The organism is Arthrobacter sp. NPDC080031, assembly GCF_040702485.1.
GTDB lineage: Bacteria > Actinomycetota > Actinomycetes > Actinomycetales > Micrococcaceae > Arthrobacter.
In genome coordinates this window covers 1-15,366 of sequence record NZ_JBFBLA010000014.1, presented here as the reverse complement: position 1 = coordinate 15,366, position 15,366 = coordinate 1, and the positions used below count along the sequence as shown (strand labels likewise).

Here is a 15,366-nt window from a genome sequence, read left to right as displayed (position 1 = left end):
GCTCGTCCTCTGGGGAGTTCGCCGGCGCCCGGGCTTCCAGTGGCGGGGCGGTCAACGCCACTATGCTTACGACTATGTCAACCAGTCTCCACTACCGCGCGGTCGAGCACCTCGGTACCCGGATCGTCGGCGGTAAGCTCCCCACCGGTCACGTCATGTTGGCTGAGCACCTTGAGGAGGAACTCAAAGTGTCGCGGTCGGTGGTACGTGAGGCCGTCAGGGTATTGCAGTCTCTGGGACTGGTGGAAACCATCAAGCGTGTTGGCATCCGGGTCCTCCCCGCGCATCGCTGGAATCCCTTCGATCCGCTTGTCATCCGCTGGCGGTTGGCTGGAGAAGGCCGCGGCGCACAGTTGCGCTCCCTCGCCGAACTCCGCTCCGCCGTCGAGCCCGTAGCCGCGGAACTGGCCGCGGAAAACGCTCCGGAGTCGCTGCGAAGCGAGCTGGTGGACATCTCCCTGGCCATGCGGGAAGCAGGCCGTGCGGGCGACATGCCCACCTTCCTGGACCTCGATATCCGCTTTCACGCGCTGGTCCTCTCCGGTTCCGGCAATGAAATGTTCGCAAACCTGATCGGGCAGGTCGCGGAGACACTCACCGGCCGGACAGTTCACGGCCTTATGCCGGAACATCCGAAGGAAGCTGCCCTGCAATGGCATCTGGATGTAGCCCAGGGCATCAGGGACGGAGACGGCGACAAGGCCCGCGAGGCCTCGTCCAACATCATGCGGGAGACCATCGCGGACCTGTCGCCGGGCTGGGAAGGCCAGCCCCGGGTATTTGTTCCAGTCGAACGGCCGGGGGCTTAGGCCACCGGCTGGAAGTTCAGCAGGACCTTCCCGGATTCGGCGGAGTTCCTGGCCACCTCGAAGGCCTCCAGGCCGCGGTCCAGCGTGAATTCGTGGGTCACCACCGGATCCACATAAAGCGAACCGTCCGCGAGCGCCGCAATGACCTCGTCAATCTCGTTGTTGAAACGGAAGGAACCGAGCAGTTCGAGCTCGCGGGTGATGGCCAGCGAGATGAAGACCGGCTGCGGTCCCGAGGGCAGCAGCCCGACCATGACCACCTTCCCGCCGCGTACTGCGCCCTTGATGGCCGATGCCAGTCCGAAGTGGCTGCCGGAGGACTCAATGACGACGTCGGCTTCCACGGCGGCAATTGCCTCTGCGTCATCGCCCTTGAGAACTTCGTCGGCGCCCACTGCCCGCGCGATCTCAAGAGGCTTGTCATGCATGTCGACTGCCACGATCCGGGTTGCCCCCGCGCGCTTGAGGACGGCTACTGCCAGCGCGCCGATCGGACCGCTTCCGATCACCAGCGCCGTCTTTCCGGCCACGTCACCGGCGCGGGAGACGGCGTGCCAGGCAACGCTGGCCGGCTCCACAAGCGCCGCCGTGCGCAAGTCCAGCGTGGCCGGAAGGGCCCGGAGCATGCGGGACGGCAGGGTGGCGTAGCGGCTGAAGGCGCCGTCCGTGTGCGGGTACCGCGCTGCACTGCCGAGGTAGGTGCACCCCGGCGAGAGGTTGGGCCGGTCTTCCGGATACCTGGCGGCACCCGGCGCCGGGGTTGCCGGATGAACTGCGACGGCGGTTCCAGCTGCCGGGCCGCTGCCGTCGGCGGCCTGCTGGACGACGGTGCCGACGATTTCGTGGCCGAGCACCATGGGCGCCTTGAGGATCGATTCCCCCGCCGCGCCATGGAGCCAGTAGTGCAGGTCCGAGCCGCAGATGCCACCGTACGCGATCTCGACGACGGCCTGGTCAGGGGTGGGAACAACGAGGGCTATGTCCTCGATGCGAAGGTCGCCGGCGGCGTGGGCCACCACCGCGGGTGAGGACTGGGGAAGCTGAAAGCCAGTGTGCTGGATATCGCTCATTAGACGACCACCGTCATTCCGCCGTCGACGAAGATCGTCTGGCCGTTGACGAAGTTCGAAGCCTCGGAGGCAAGCCATACCGCCGGGCCGGCGAGATCCGCCACGGTGCCCCATCGGTGGGCCGGCGTCCGGCCGAGGATCCAGGAGTTGAAGTCGGGATCGTCCACGAGGTTCTGGGTCATCTCAGTGTGGATGTAACCCGGAGCAATGCCGTTGATCTGGAGTCCGGAGGCCGCCCATTCGGCGGTCATGGCGCGGGTCAGGTTGCGCAGTCCACCCTTGGCGGCGACATAGGGTGCAATAGTGGGGCGCGCCAGATCAGTCTGCACGGAGCAGATGTTGATGATCTTGCCACGGCCCCGGGGGATCATGTGGCGGGCTGCTTCACGTCCTACGAGGAAGGCGCTTGTCAGGTCAGTGGTGATGACCCGGTCCCAGTCCTTCACGTCCAGGTCCAGCATCGGGACGCGGTGCTGGATTCCGGCATTGTTGACGAGGATATCGAGGGGGCCGACGTTCTCCTCGACCCAGGCAACACCGCGGGAGGCCTCGGTATCACTGGTGACGTCGAACGCACAGCTGTGGATGCGGCCGGGCCCGAAGTCCGCCGCCATGGCCGCTTCCGCGTCCTTGAGCCGCTCGGCGTTGATCCCGTTGAGGACAACGGTCGCACCGGCGTCGGCCAATCCGCGGGCCAGCGCGTTGCCGATGCCGCGGCTGGATCCGGTAACGAGCGCAACGCGCCCGGTGAGATCAAAGAGTCCACTCATGGTTGATTCCTTACTTAGTTCAAGGGGCTTAGGGAAGAGTCGCTGAGGTTGGCGATGGCCTGGCGGACAACTGCGAGGTCCTGGTCGCCAAGGCCCTGATCAATCAGTTCGCGGTAGAGTTCGACGCCGGCAGTCGCCATCGGGACAGCGGCACCGGCCGCTTCGGCGCTTTCGAGCACGAAATTGAGGTCCTTGTGCATGAACTTCGCGGGACCCGTGGGCGCGTAGTCCTTGGCTGCCAGGCGTGGGCCGACGATCTCCAGGACCCGGCTTCCGGCGAGTCCACCGGCCAGGACATCGAAGAGGGCAGAAGCATCCATGCCAGAGCGCTCGGCGAGTTCGGCTGCTTCCGCGAGCGCCGCCGTCGTGGTCCCGACGATCAGCTGGTTGCAGGCCTTCGCCAGCGAACCGGCACCGAGGTTGCCCATGCGGCGGACCGTGGTGCCCATGGATTGGAGCACGGGAAGCGAGCGCTGGAAGTCTTCTTCGCTGGCTCCCACCATGATGGCCAGCGTGCCGGCCTGCGCCCCCTTGGTGCCCCCGCTGACCGGGGCATCGACGACGACGGCGTTCCCGCCGCTGGCGTCCTGGACCGTCCTTCCGAATTCCTGGACGGCCGTGGGAGACACGCTGCTCATGATGAGGATCGTAGTTCCCGGAACCGGCGCGCTGGAACGCCAGGAGTCGAGCAGCGGCGCGGCTGCGTCCTGGATATAGGAGAGATCCGGGAGCATGAAAATGATCACGGCTTGGTCCCGGAGCCCGGCAACCGATTCCGAACGTTTCCCGCCGAGCTTCTCCAGTTCGGCCAGCGCCTCGGCCGAACGGTTCCAGGCGGTCACTTCCCAGCCGCCGGCAAGTAGATTGGCGGCCATGGGGAATCCCATGAGCCCGAGTCCCACAAAACCTACGGTCTTGGCAGTCATGTCCCGTTAGCACCTCACTTCTTTGTGGTTCATATTCTCAAAAACTGTTCAATATCCTAGCCGCAATTCAGTATGATGAACACTATGACGACTGATGAACTTACCATCGCGATCGCGGTCCCGCTCGAAGCTGAGCATGTGGAGCGTATCCGCGCAGTGGATCCCGGCATTACTGTCCTTTACGAACCCGAACTTCTTCCCCCGGAACGCTTTCCGGCCGACCATTCCGGCGATCCGGATTTCAAACGCACTCCGGAACAAGAGGAGCGCTACTGGTCCATGCTGAACAAGGCACAGGTCCTTTACGGCTTCCCTAATGAGAACCCGGCCGGGCTGGCCCGCATCGCCTTGAGCAACCCGCACCTGCAGTGGATCCACGCCATGGCAGCGGGCGCCGGTGGCGCCGTCAAGGCTTCCGGCCTCGACAGCGAGACTCTGCAGAAGTTCAAGGTGACCACCTCCGCAGGCGTGCACGCCCTTCCGCTTGCCGAGTTTGCCGCCCTTGGCATCCTCAACGGCTTCAAGCGGAGCGCGGAACTCGCGCAGGACCAGGCTGCGAAGGTCTGGCCGGAGCTGCGGACCCCCACCAAACTTGTCAACGGCTCCAAGCTGGTCGTCACGGGCCTCGGCGAAATCGGCCTTGAGACCGCCCGCATCGCCCGCGCACTCGGCATGAAGGTCAGCGGAACCAAGCGGAACGTCGAAGCGATCGAAGGAATCGATGAGGTCTCGGACAACGATGGCCTGGCGGGACTCCTGGCTACGGCCGATGCCGTCGTCAACACCCTGCCCGGTACGCCGTACACGGAGAAGCTCTTCAACCGCGACGTTTTCTCGGCCATGAAGCCCGGAACGGTCTTTGTCAACGTGGGCCGTGGAACAGTGGTTGACGAGGCGGCCCTCCTCGAAGCCCTGGACAACGGCCAGGTGTCCTACGCCTGCCTGGACGTCTTCGCCGTCGAGCCGCTCCCCCAGGACAGCCCGTTGTGGAACCATCCCAAGGTCATGGTCTCTCCGCACACCTCGGCACTCAGCGCGGCTGAGAACCGCCTCATTGCCGAGCGTTTCGTCAGCAACCTGCGTACGTTCCTCGACGGCGGGGAGCTCCCCCACCTCGTGGATACGGTGCACTTCTACTAAACCGCGAACAACCAGCGCGTCCTGGCGGCCCCTCCGGTATTTCCGGAGGGGCCGCTTTGCTGTGTGGGGCTTACTGTGTGGGGCGGCGCAACAAAGCGACAGCCCCCTCCGAATTTCGGAAGGGGCCGTCGCTGCTTGCGTACCTCGGGGTACGGGACTAGCTACTTCGCGTCTTCCAGGGAAAGGAGGTCGCGGCCAGCCGTTTCCGGTGTGAAGAAGGTGGTGATGTACGAAATCAGCGCCAGGACCAGCGAGTAGACCGCCAGGACCACCCAGGAGTTGCCCGTAGCGGCAAGGAGTGCGACGCCAACGAGGGGCACGAGTCCGCCGGCAAGGACCGCAGACAGTTCCCGGCTCAGGGCGACGCCGGTGAAGCGGTACTGCGAGCCGAAGAGCTCGGGCAGAAGCGGGCACTGCGGGCCAAGCATGGACTGCACGCCGAGGGCGATGCCGACCACCATGACGGCCCACACGAGGGTCACGTTGCCGAGGGTCACCAGGTAGAAGGCGGGAATCGCGAAGATTGCCTGGAACAGGGCTCCATAGCGGTAGACCTTGACGCGACCGATTCGGTCAGACAAGGCACCGAACGTAACCACCATGACAGCGGCAAATCCGGCGGCGATCAACAGACCGACCGGGCCGATGAACTTGTCGCCCGGGAAGACGCCTTCCTTGACGGACATGAATGAGATGAGCAGTGCCGAGTAGATCGAGGAGTTGCCGTTCTCGCCCATGCGGAGCCCGATCCCCACCAGCACATTCTTTTTGGAGTGCTTCCAGAGCTCACCAACGGGGTTCTTCACCACATTCTTGTGCTTCTCCAACTCCTGGAACACCGGGGTTTCCTTCAGCCTGAGACGGATGAAGATTGCGACGACGATCAGCAGGAAGCTGGCGAGGAAAGGCACACGCCACAGCCAGCCTTCAAGCACGCTCTTGTTGGCCATGCCAATCAGGGCGAAGGTGCCGGCGCCGAGGAGGGTTCCAAGCTGGATGCCAACGAACGGAAGTGAAGCGAAGTAGCCGCGGCGCTTGGGCGGAGCGACTTCGGAAATCAGCGTGGTCGCGCCCGCCTGTTCCGCACCGGCACCGAGGCCCTGGATAATACGGAGCGTCACCAGGAGGACAGCGCCGAGCATGCCCGCCTGGTCGAACGTCGGCAGCAAGCCAATGGCGAAGCTGGCGAGGCCCATCATTCCAATGGTCATCAGAAGGACCATCTTGCGGCCGAAGCGGTCACCGATGAATCCGAAGAAGATACCGCCGAACGGCCGCGCCGCGAATCCGACGCCATAGGTGGCGAACGACGCGATCAATGCGCCGCTTTCACCCAAGGGCTTGAAGAACAGCGGTCCGAAGATCAGGGCCGAAGCCAGGCCGTAAATGTAGAAGTCGTAGTACTCCAGGGCGGATCCTACGGAGCTGGCAAGAGTTGCCCTTCGCAGCTGTTCCGGCTCAACTACTGCGCCGTCCGTCTCAGCAAGCTTTGTCTTAGTACGAGTTGTCACAAGCACTCCCTCAAGAACACCCCAGACCCCCGTTGGCCTGGCGAGATAGTGTCAGCCGCCATGGCGTGAATCACTATAGTGAACAGCGTACAGCACGTTGGACAAGTTTCAAGTGGTGTAATCAGATTTATTTATGACCCCGCCGGGCGGCGGGATCTGTTACCCCATCGGGTTGCCCAGCGAGTGGGCGAGCTCCTTGAGTTCCTTCACCATCAGGGCAGCCTGCTCCTCGGAAAAAGTGGCCTTCAGGGCTGTCACCGAGAGACCGAGACTGGGGCCATGTGCCCCGTGGGTCGGCACGGGCACGGCAAGGCAAACCACGCCGAGCGTGGATTCCTCGTCCTCAAGGGCATAGCCCTGCTTGCGGATGGCGGCGACCTGGGCTTTGAGCTCGGCGGCACTCCGGAGGGACTTCGGGGTCATGACAGGGAGTTCCACATCGTCCGGGAACATCGCCTCGATGTCATGGTCGTGAAGTTGGGCCAGGAGAACCTTTCCGACGGCGCTCAGGGAAAGCGGCATTTTGTCGCCGATGTTCGACGTGAGCCGGACGGCCGGGTGCCCTTCGTAGCGCGCCAAGTAGATGATGTGGTCGCCGTCGATCATTGCGATCCGCACGGTTTCGCCGGAGAGCGTTGGTGCCTGCTCGCAGAACTTGTAGAACTCCTGGACTTCATCGAGCCTGCTGAGATAGGCGGCGCCAAGCTCAACCAGCTTCCGGCCCAGTGAAAAGTCGGCACCTTCGCGGGTAATGAGCCGGGCCTCCTCAAGGGCGAGCAGCAGGTTCGACGTGGAAGACTTCGGAATCCCGAGCTCCCTCGAAAGGTCGCTCAGCGTCAGCCGGCCCGAAGGTGCCTCCGCCAAGGCATCCAAGACTGCGGCTGCGCGGGTCACGGCAGGCGCCGGCGAGGAGCTCCCCAATCCCTCGGCGGAACGGGGGGTGCGGGAATCGGCCATGATTCTCCTTCGCAATCGTGCGTCTGGCGCAGAGTGGGCGCGTGCCAGGCAGAATCGCTACCCGGGGGCAGCGGAACTCCGGTCCGCGGCAATCGCGCTTGTTCAATCCACTGAACAACCACCATCATAGTGGCTCGTTGCCGGGATGGGACGCGCCGGACGGAGAACGGCTTCCTTTCCATATCCAAAAATTCTCTGTATATTCATCTATGAGCTCTCCACCGCGGCATCCCCCAATAGTCGCGGTGGAGAGCTCTTCCAATTCCCCGGCCCGAATCAGGTACGCCACTGGCCCTGCTGCCGCCAAGGTGTGAGCCGTGGCAGCCAGCGCGGAACATTGGCACGGTAGTCCTCATACTCGGCGCCGAACCTCCTCGCCAGCGTCGGCTCCTCATACAGCCTGACGAAAGCCACCACGGGAATTGCGCCCAGCGCGGCAAGGCCAAAAAGCTTAGGCTGTCCCAGCAGGAGGCCCTGTCCGGTGATCGCAGCGCCAACGCCTACGTAGATGGGGTTCCGCACGAACTGGTAGAAGCCGCTGACCACGAGGTTCTTCGGCGGCGCAAAGGGTGCGGGCGTGCCCATTCCCTCCAGGGCGAACCGTGCAAACGAATTGGTGATCACGGCCGCGCCTGCGCCGATCAGGAGAACACCTGCGCACTGGGCCGCCAGTCCGCCGGGCACGGGCTGTCGCACTTTCCAGCGGGTCACAACCCACGGCAACAGACCGGCGGCGGTAGCCGGAGCTGCGGCGAACACCGCCGTACCTATTTTCGCCAGCCTCTTCTCACGCGCTGCATCTCCGGATGCCGTCATGCTGCCATTCTGAACCGCCAAACGATTGGCGGCAACCATCAGGCCACGAACGTACCGGAACAAAAGAAAAGAGCCCCTGAGCTGCGTTTTCGCAGATCAGGGGCTCTTCTCCCTTGCTCGGCAGTCTCCTAGCCGTTCGCTCGCTTGCGGCGAATCACCAGGGCCGAGCCGAGTGCAATAGCGGCGAGAGCCGTGAGCGTCAGGGAGAACACCATTGGGGCCATGCCGGTATCGGCCAGTCCGCTCGTAGCCTTAACGTTTCCGGCGGTTGGGGGAACCACGGTAACCCCGGCGTCGACGGGCGGATTGACCGGCAGGACGACGGGCGGAGTGACCGGTGGTGTGACCGGTGGGTCGACGGGTGCGGCGCCGACCACAACCGTGAGGTTGGCCGACGTCGGCTCGAACAGCGTTGGCGAGAACCTCGGTGTGTTCGAGGCACTGGCGATGCTCACCACGCCCCTCACGGTTCCGGCAACTGGGAACGTCGAGGTGGAACTGATCACCCAGGCGCCGTTGTCCTCGGTCACAGTTGCCGCGACCGGGTCTTTCCCTGCCCACGACACCGTTGCGGTGATGGGTTCAGCAGCACCGGCGAATGTGACCCGCGCGACCTCGACGGTCTTCTCCCGACCGGCGATCGCGGTCAAGTCCGCACCCGGCACGATCACCGGAGTGGCCTTGCGCGGAGCGGAGACACTCGGGATCCAGTCTTTCCGGGCCGTGGCCCAGTTGAGGCCTGCCTTGCTGCCGGACAGCGCGAAGTCGAGCCGACCACCCTTCCGCAGCTCGTCCACGTCGACCCAGGCAGCCGTGTGCTCTTTGCCGTTCACAGTCACACCGGCGATGTAGCTCGGGAGCAACTCGTTCGCGCCTGCAGCAGTGATCCGCAGTTTTTCACCGCCCTCAAGGGTGATGGTGGCCGCCTGTACCTTGGGGGCGTTGAGCGCCATGATCCCGGAGCCGGGCGCCACCGGCTGGATGCCGAGCGAGGCCATCACATACCAGGAGGCGAGGGTGCCGAGGTCATCATTGCCGACTCCGCCGCCGGGGGTGTTCGGGAAGCGATTGAGGTTCGCCGCGAGCACATCGTTCGTCTTGGCCGGCTCACCGACGAAGCCGTACAGCCAGGGGTTCATCATCATCGGCTCGTTGCCCGGGTTGTACCCGATGCTCGTGTAGTACGTGCTGCCACCAGCGGCCCAGCTACTCGGCGAGACCCCCGGAGCAGATTGGAGGGCAGGCTGGTTGAAGTAGTAGTCGAGTCGCTTGACGAATTCGTCGCGACCACCCATCTTCTGCTGCAGACCGACCACATCCTGCGTCGCCATCCACTGGTAGTGCCAGGGGGTCCCCTCGTGGAAACCGGACCGGGTCACATCCGAGAGCTCGGGAGTGGAGACAAACGTACCGTCGGGAGTCACGGCGTTGACGATGCCTTTGAAACCGCCGCTGAGTGTGACATCCGGGTTCCAGAGCTTCGACCAGTTGGTGCCGCGGGCCAGGAACTCCGCGGCCTGCGCGGTCTTGCCCAGGCGCTGTGCGGCCGAGCCGATGCTGGCGTCCGCGGCGGCGAACTCCATCGTGGCCGAGCCGCCGTGCCGGTACTCTTCGAACTGGCCGCCGAGGCCGCCGCCCGACTCCGGGTAGAAGGGGATGTGCCCCTTGGCCAGGTAGAACGGGGCGCTCTGCCGGCCGACGGATGCGACGCCGGCGGGAGGCGCCGTCGTGGCGTTCTCGACGAGATAGTCCCACATCCGGTCGGAGATATCGGCGGGCACGGTGCCGAGCGTGAAGTTCTCGGCGATCCACGGCGAGACCGGGTCGCCGGCCATGATGTTCGTCTCGACTGAGCCGAGCGACCAGCGCGGGAACCAGCCGCCCTCGACCCGGGCCTGGTACATCGACCGGACGATGTCGGCAGTGCGGTTCTTTGCGAACAGAGCGTGGAACGTCGCCTGCGTGCGGTAGGTGTCCCATAGCGAGAACGTCTGGTAGTAGTTCCATCCGTCCGCGATATGAGTCTTGGCGTCCATTCCCGTGTACCGGCCGTCGACGTCGCTGCCGATGGTCGGTGACAGCAGCGCCTTGTACAGCTGGGTGTAGAAGATCCTGCGCTGCTCGGCGGACGCAGTGATTTCGAACCGGCCGAGTTCGGCGTTCCAGGCGTCGCGGGCTTTCGCGCGGATCTGGTCAAACGGCACCCGCGTGCCGCTTGAGGTCGCCTCCGCGATCCGGTTACCGCGGGCGCCTTCGATGCTCACGTATGAGACCCCGACGCTCACCTCGACATCGCGGTCGGTCGTGGTATCGAAGGTTGCGACGAAACCGTTGTTGCCGTTGGTAACCTCGCTGGAGTTCCGGCCGACGACGAACTGGGCGTTGGTGCCCCACGTGCCCGTCGAAAGCGGAGCGCGGTCGAAGGTGGCGCTGAAGTAGTAGCGGGACTTCTTCTCGTTGCCGCTGCAGAATCCGCCGTTGTCGATCCAGCCCTCGAGGGTGGTCCCATCGACCCAGGACACCGAACTCGCGCCGGCGGTGCGCAGCGTCTGACCCGTGTTGAACGAGAGGTTGGAGGTCGTGCCGGCCGGGAAGGTGTACTTGTGCGCGCCCACTCTGGTGGTGGCCGAGAGATCGACCTTGACGGAGTTGTCCAGAGTGACACCGTAGTAACCGGCTGTGGCGGACTCGCTCCGGGATTGGATGCCCGTCGACCGTCGCGAGGTTGTGGGGGTGGCGGTGGTGCTGGGCGAGACCAGGAGCTCACCGGCGGCCGGGCAACCAGCGCTGTTGACGTGCCGGTGGCTGAACCCCCACACGCGACCGGCATCGTGGCTGTAGGACGTGGAACCGTAGGTGTTGGTGTTGTCAGGACTGAGCTGCACCATTCCGAACGGGACCGTCGCCCCCGGATAGGCGTTGCCCTCGCTCTCGGTGCCGACGAACGGGTTGACCTCCTTGGAAAGGTCGGGGACGGCGGGAGCTGCGGTTGCCTCGATCGGAGTTCCGATCGCGAGCGCGGCCGCGACCGCCATCGCCGGCGCGATCCGCGAGCGACGTGGCCCCCTCCGGCTCCTTGGGCGTAACGCCGGACTGTCGTGTGGGCTTGACATCGTGGGGTGTCCTCCTTGACCTGGCTCACGGGTATCGAGCATCGACGCTCATCACCGGCGTCCGCCGTCGAGCGGTGGCGGATAACAGTGCGTGGAAACGTTTCCACGCGGCCGAGTCTACTGAGCGTACCTCGGCCCCGTCAACGGTGGAGACGTAGCGACCGGGATGAGTACCGGTCAAAGGGGGATTTACAGGGGCTTCCGAACTGGCGTCAGCGCGCGGCGAGCACTGCGTCGCGGCTCAGCTCTCCCGAGCCCCGCACAATAAGACGGGTGTCCAGCGTGATCCTCTGCGAGGGCGAGACATCGCCGTCCAGGCGCTTGTAGAGCATCCCCACCGCGATCTGCCCCATCGCCTTCGGGTCCTGCGCCACCACTGTGATCCCGGGCACGACGACGTCGGCAAGTTCGAAGTCGTCAAAACCCACGATCGCCAGCGAAGTGTTGCGGATGCGCAGCGCGCCGATCACGTTGATGCTCGTGCGGTTGTTGCCGGCGAAAACCGCGGTCGGCGGGTCATCCGACGCCAGCATCCGCCCGAGCGGCTCGTCCACCGGTTCCCGTGTCGTCGCGCTGGAATAGACGAGTTCAGGGTCGAACGGGATGCCCGCTTCCTCGAGGGCAGCCCGGTAGCCGGCGATGCGCTCGCTCGCGGTATAGAGGTCCGGCCGATCGGTGAAGCACGCGATCCGCCTATGCCCGTAGCCGATGAGATGCGCGACGCCGGTGCGCGCGCCGCCGCGGTTGTCCACGATCACGGAGTCGACATCGAGCACGCGCGGCGGGCGGTCGACGAAGACCATGCTCGTACCGGCGTCGAGCTCGGCACGCAGGTATTCCTCGTCGCCGCCTTCGGGGAGAGTGATCACCAGGCCGTCGACCCGGCGGGCGCAGAAGGTGAGGATCATCTTGCGGGCGCGCTCCGGGTCCTTGTCCGAGGAGGCTGTCAGGAGCACTGAATCGCGGCGGAGGACCTCCTCCTCCACGGAGCGGTTCAGCAGGGAGAAGAACGGGTCCGCGACATCTTCGACCAGCAGCCCGATGCTGGCCGTCGCCCCGGTTCTAAGCATCCTGGCGCTGTCGTTGCGACGGAATCCGAGGCTCTCGATCGCAGCGTTGACCGAGGCGATGCTCTCCTCGCTCACGTTCGACTTGCCGTTGACGACCCGGGAGACTGTGCCGACGCCGACTCCGGCGACCCGTGCGACGTCTTTCATCGTGGCACGGGCGTTTGGACGCTCGGTAGCCGCTCTCACCCCGTCACCTGCGTCCTTTTCTGAAACCATTCCGCGTTGCATATTAGCATCGCGATCCGCTTCATCGCGATCCGCTTCATCGCGGTGCGCGGCCCGGCGCGGACCCGTATCCGGAGATGGAAGTAGAAGCACGTCAACCGTAGCCATCAGGAAGGAGCATCTGGATGGAGCACCTCAGACACATGGCGGGGAACAGCGGGCAAGGCCGCGTCCGTCCCGTAGCCCAACCACATGATCCCGTGGTCGTCCACACGCGCGGTGCTCATGAGCGCACCAGGAGGCTCCGCCATGTTGATGGCCTGGTCAGCGGGTCAGCGTCGCTCGCAGGCACATCGTTCTCCCTCATTCAGGCAAGAATACGGGGACGGGCAATGTTCGGCTATACGCCCTGTAAGCTCACCGTCCGTCGTGTTAATGGGCAAAGGAAAAGAGCCCCCGAGCTGCGTATTCGCAGTTCAGGGGCTCTTCTTTCCTGGTGGGTCCTACCGGGATCGAACCGATGACATCCACGGTGTAAACGTGGCGCTCTACCAGCTGAGCTAAAGACCCAAACACTGATTTCAGCGCCCTCAGCGCTTCAACCAACGAACATGTACTCTACCGGATCATTCGCCTGGAACACCAATCGGCTGCCCGAGAGGCAGCAAGTCGGGAAGCTCGGCGGCAAGCCAGGCCAGCGCGCCGCTGACTCCGGCTTCCACTTTGAGGTTCGCGAACCCGTCCCCGCGGGTCGGCCCACGGTTGATGATCACTACCGGCTTGCCGAGTTTGGCTGCGTGCCGCACGAACCTCAGCCCGCTCATGACCGTCAACGAAGAACCTGCCACCAGCAACGCCCCGGCTTCGTCCACCATGGAATAGGCGCGCTGCACCCGGTCCCTCGGCACATTTTCACCGAAGTACACGAAGTCGGGTTTGAGGGTTCCCCCGCACACGGGACAAACAGCGACGACGAACGACCGGATGAGCTCGGGATCCTCCACCGAGGCGTCCGCGTCGGGTGCCATCTCCACGACGCCGGAAGCCTGCGCGGCTTCGAGGAAGCCGGGATTGATTTCCTCAAGAATCGACGCCACGAGCCGCCGGGTGAAGACGTGTCCCCCGTCAAGGCAGATCACGCGATCGTAGCGGCCGTGCAGGTCCACCACATTGATGCTGCCCGCGTCCTCGTGCAGACGGTCCACGTTCTGCGTGATGAGCCCCGTGATCAGCCCGCGCCGCTCAAGGAGGGCGACGGCGGCGTGCCCGGCATTGGGGTCCGCATGCCGGAGGTGCGACCAGCCAAGGTGGTTCCTCGCCCAATACCGGCGCCGGTTGGCGGCGCTTCCGATGAACTCCTGGAAGGTCATCGGATTCCGCGGCGCGGCTCCGGGGCCGCGGTAGTCCGGGATTCCGGAGTCAGTGCTGAGGCCGGCTCCTGTCAGGACAGCAAACCGCTTGCCGCCGAGGATCCCGGCGGCTTGGCGCAGAACGTCCAACTCGCCTGCATCCAACTCAACTGTGGGTGCTGGCGGATGTATGGCGAAGCCGGTCATTCCGACGCCGGGCCGTTGGGCGCTCATCCGCGCTAGGCCTGGCCAAGTGCGGACAAAGCCTCGCGATATTCCGCTAAGTCGCGTGCCTGGCCGCGCGGATTGACCACGACATAGCGGATGATGCCCGCGGCATCGATGATGAAAGTGCCCCGCAACGACATGCCGGTAGCTGTATCAAACACGCCATACTTTTGGGCTACTTCCCCGTGCGGCCAGAAGTCCGCCAAGAGATCGAACTCATAGCCTTCCTTGTCCGCGTAAGCCCGCAAAGCGAACTTGCTGTCCACGGACACCCCGAGAACTGTGGCGTTGGCGTGTTCGAAAATACCCAGATTGTCGCGGATCTCGCACAACTCCCCGGTGCAGATTCCAGAGAAGGCGAAGGGATAGAAGACCACTACCACGTTGCGGCCGCGAAGCTCGGACAGGCGAACCGGCTCCCCAAACTGGTTCACAAGCTCAAAATCCGGGGCTTCCTGGCCCACAACGGGAACTCCCGGACGCAGTCCGGGAGGGGTCAACCTGGTGTGAGTCACTTGTTCTTCTTGCGCGCCACAAGCCGCGTGGCGCTCCAGTCCTTGGAGACGCCTGCGGAGGTAGTGTAATGCAGGCCGGCGGTGGGAGCAGCGTCCTGAATCTCCGAGGGAGAAACGTAGTTGTCGCGGCCCGACTTAGGGGTCAGTACCCAGACCACGCCGCCTTCACCCAAGGTGGTCAGTGAATCAACTAGTGCGTCGACAAGGTCTCCATCACCATCGCGCCACCAGAAAATGACCGCATCCACTACCTCGTGATCGTCTTCGTCAAGCAGCTCGGAACCCGTGAGTTCCTCAATGTCATCACGCAAATCGAAATCGACATCATCGTCGTAACCGAGTTCCTGAATTAGATCCCCATCTTTGAAACCCAATCTTTCCGCCACATTTACCGATGTGGCGGCGTCGGCCTCGCTCACGTTTCCTCCTCTTGAAGTGATTTCGATTACTACAAGCCAACACCCTTTGGGCGTGTGCTTCAAGCCATTGTCCCGCGTTCCACCATAATCCGCGCCCTAGCCGCGGCTAAAGCCACGGTGACATTCAGGGCCGTAGCCATGGCCGCAGCGACAACTGCCTTCGATGTAACAGCTTGAGTGTGACATACAACGCCTTCACGACCGCGCGGCTACGCATCGCGGCTCGTACAAAGCTACAGTGGCCAGTGAAGACTTTGGCTGCAGGGCAACCGCCCGCCGCGAATAGCGCAGCTCGAGCTCAACAGAACCTGCCCGGCGCACATGACCGGGCTGTTGTAACCGATATGTCGCACACGCCGCGTTCATGACGGGCAGTTACCCTGCCGGACCTGAGGCGACGATGAATGCGCCAAAAGAGAGGTTGGACGTGGCTGCAGGAGAAGAGACCTCACACATCCTTAGCGGGTTGACTTCCCAGCTGCCTGATCGTGATCCGGAAGAGACTGCC

General features: G+C 64.1%; 13 protein-coding genes and 1 tRNA gene. 2 read left to right on the top strand and 12 right to left on the bottom strand.

The features are described 5' to 3' along the window. The first annotated feature begins 74 nt into the window (after window positions 1-74). A complete protein-coding gene (locus AB0323_RS13195; protein ID WP_366177727.1) occupies window positions 75-809 on the top strand; it encodes an FCD domain-containing protein in 735 nt (244 codons plus the stop codon). On the opposite strand, the gene AB0323_RS13190 is transcribed toward AB0323_RS13195, so the two are convergent. Genes AB0323_RS13190 through AB0323_RS13180 form a run of 3 tightly spaced genes read right to left on the bottom strand, consistent with a single transcriptional unit; the run spans window position 806 to window position 3,575 of the window. After that, window positions 806-1,879 (bottom strand): L-idonate 5-dehydrogenase, encoded by a 1,074-nt coding sequence (locus AB0323_RS13190; protein ID WP_366177726.1) that lies wholly within the window; start codon window positions 1,877-1,879, stop codon window positions 806-808. The two genes, AB0323_RS13195 and AB0323_RS13190, sit on opposite strands and share 4 nt — an antisense overlap. Next, window positions 1,879-2,649 (bottom strand): SDR family oxidoreductase, encoded by a 771-nt coding sequence (locus AB0323_RS13185; protein WP_364537919.1) that lies wholly within the window; start codon window positions 2,647-2,649, stop codon window positions 1,879-1,881. The genes AB0323_RS13190 and AB0323_RS13185 overlap by 1 nt, the downstream gene beginning before the upstream one ends. Window positions 2,650-2,663: 14 nt before the next feature. Then, window positions 2,664-3,575, bottom strand: coding sequence for an NAD(P)-dependent oxidoreductase (locus AB0323_RS13180; RefSeq protein WP_366177725.1), 912 nt, complete (start codon window positions 3,573-3,575; stop codon window positions 2,664-2,666). A 72-nt stretch (window positions 3,576-3,647) separates the two neighbouring features. Here AB0323_RS13180 and AB0323_RS13175 point away from each other — a divergent pair, with 72 nt between their 5' ends. Continuing rightward, a complete protein-coding gene (locus AB0323_RS13175) occupies window positions 3,648-4,715 on the top strand; it encodes a D-2-hydroxyacid dehydrogenase (protein WP_366177724.1) in 1,068 nt (355 codons plus the stop codon). A 161-nt stretch (window positions 4,716-4,876) separates the two neighbouring features. Here AB0323_RS13175 and AB0323_RS13170 read toward each other — a convergent pair whose 3' ends face one another. The 9 genes from AB0323_RS13170 to AB0323_RS13130 form a co-directional block, all read right to left on the bottom strand. Beyond that, entirely contained in the window at window positions 4,877-6,232 is a 1,356-nt protein-coding gene (locus tag AB0323_RS13170; protein WP_364537925.1) for an MFS transporter, read from the bottom strand. Window positions 6,233-6,385: 153 nt separating this feature from the next. Then, complete coding sequence (locus AB0323_RS13165) at window positions 6,386-7,183, bottom strand: IclR family transcriptional regulator (RefSeq protein WP_284751978.1); 798 nt, start codon at window positions 7,181-7,183, stop codon at window positions 6,386-6,388. A gap of 276 nt (window positions 7,184-7,459) precedes the next feature. Beyond that, entirely contained in the window at window positions 7,460-7,999 is a 540-nt protein-coding gene (locus tag AB0323_RS13160) for an isoprenylcysteine carboxylmethyltransferase family protein (protein ID WP_366177723.1), read from the bottom strand. A 128-nt stretch (window positions 8,000-8,127) separates the two neighbouring features. Beyond that, the gene (locus AB0323_RS13155; RefSeq protein WP_366177722.1) at window positions 8,128-11,034 is read right to left on the bottom strand and encodes a GH92 family glycosyl hydrolase; all 2,907 of its coding nucleotides are present in this window, start codon (window positions 11,032-11,034) and stop codon (window positions 8,128-8,130) included. Window positions 11,035-11,324: 290 nt separating this feature from the next. Then, window positions 11,325-12,398: a LacI family DNA-binding transcriptional regulator gene (locus AB0323_RS13150; RefSeq protein WP_366177721.1), complete on the bottom strand. Its 1,074-nt coding sequence runs from the start codon at window positions 12,396-12,398 to the stop codon at window positions 11,325-11,327. A gap of 443 nt (window positions 12,399-12,841) precedes the next feature. Then, window positions 12,842-12,917: transfer RNA gene (locus AB0323_RS13145), tRNA-Val, on the bottom strand. A 56-nt stretch (window positions 12,918-12,973) separates the two neighbouring features. Further along, complete coding sequence (locus tag AB0323_RS13140; RefSeq protein WP_366177720.1) at window positions 12,974-13,930, bottom strand: NAD-dependent protein deacetylase; 957 nt, start codon at window positions 13,928-13,930, stop codon at window positions 12,974-12,976. Window positions 13,931-13,935: 5 nt separating this feature from the next. After that, window positions 13,936-14,424 (bottom strand): peroxiredoxin, encoded by a 489-nt coding sequence (locus tag AB0323_RS13135; protein ID WP_364538055.1) that lies wholly within the window; start codon window positions 14,422-14,424, stop codon window positions 13,936-13,938. A gap of 11 nt (window positions 14,425-14,435) precedes the next feature. After that, window positions 14,436-14,858, bottom strand: a complete 423-nt coding sequence (locus AB0323_RS13130) for a DUF3052 domain-containing protein (protein WP_364537936.1) — start codon at window positions 14,856-14,858, stop codon at window positions 14,436-14,438. Window positions 14,859-15,366 lie beyond the last annotated feature (508 nt).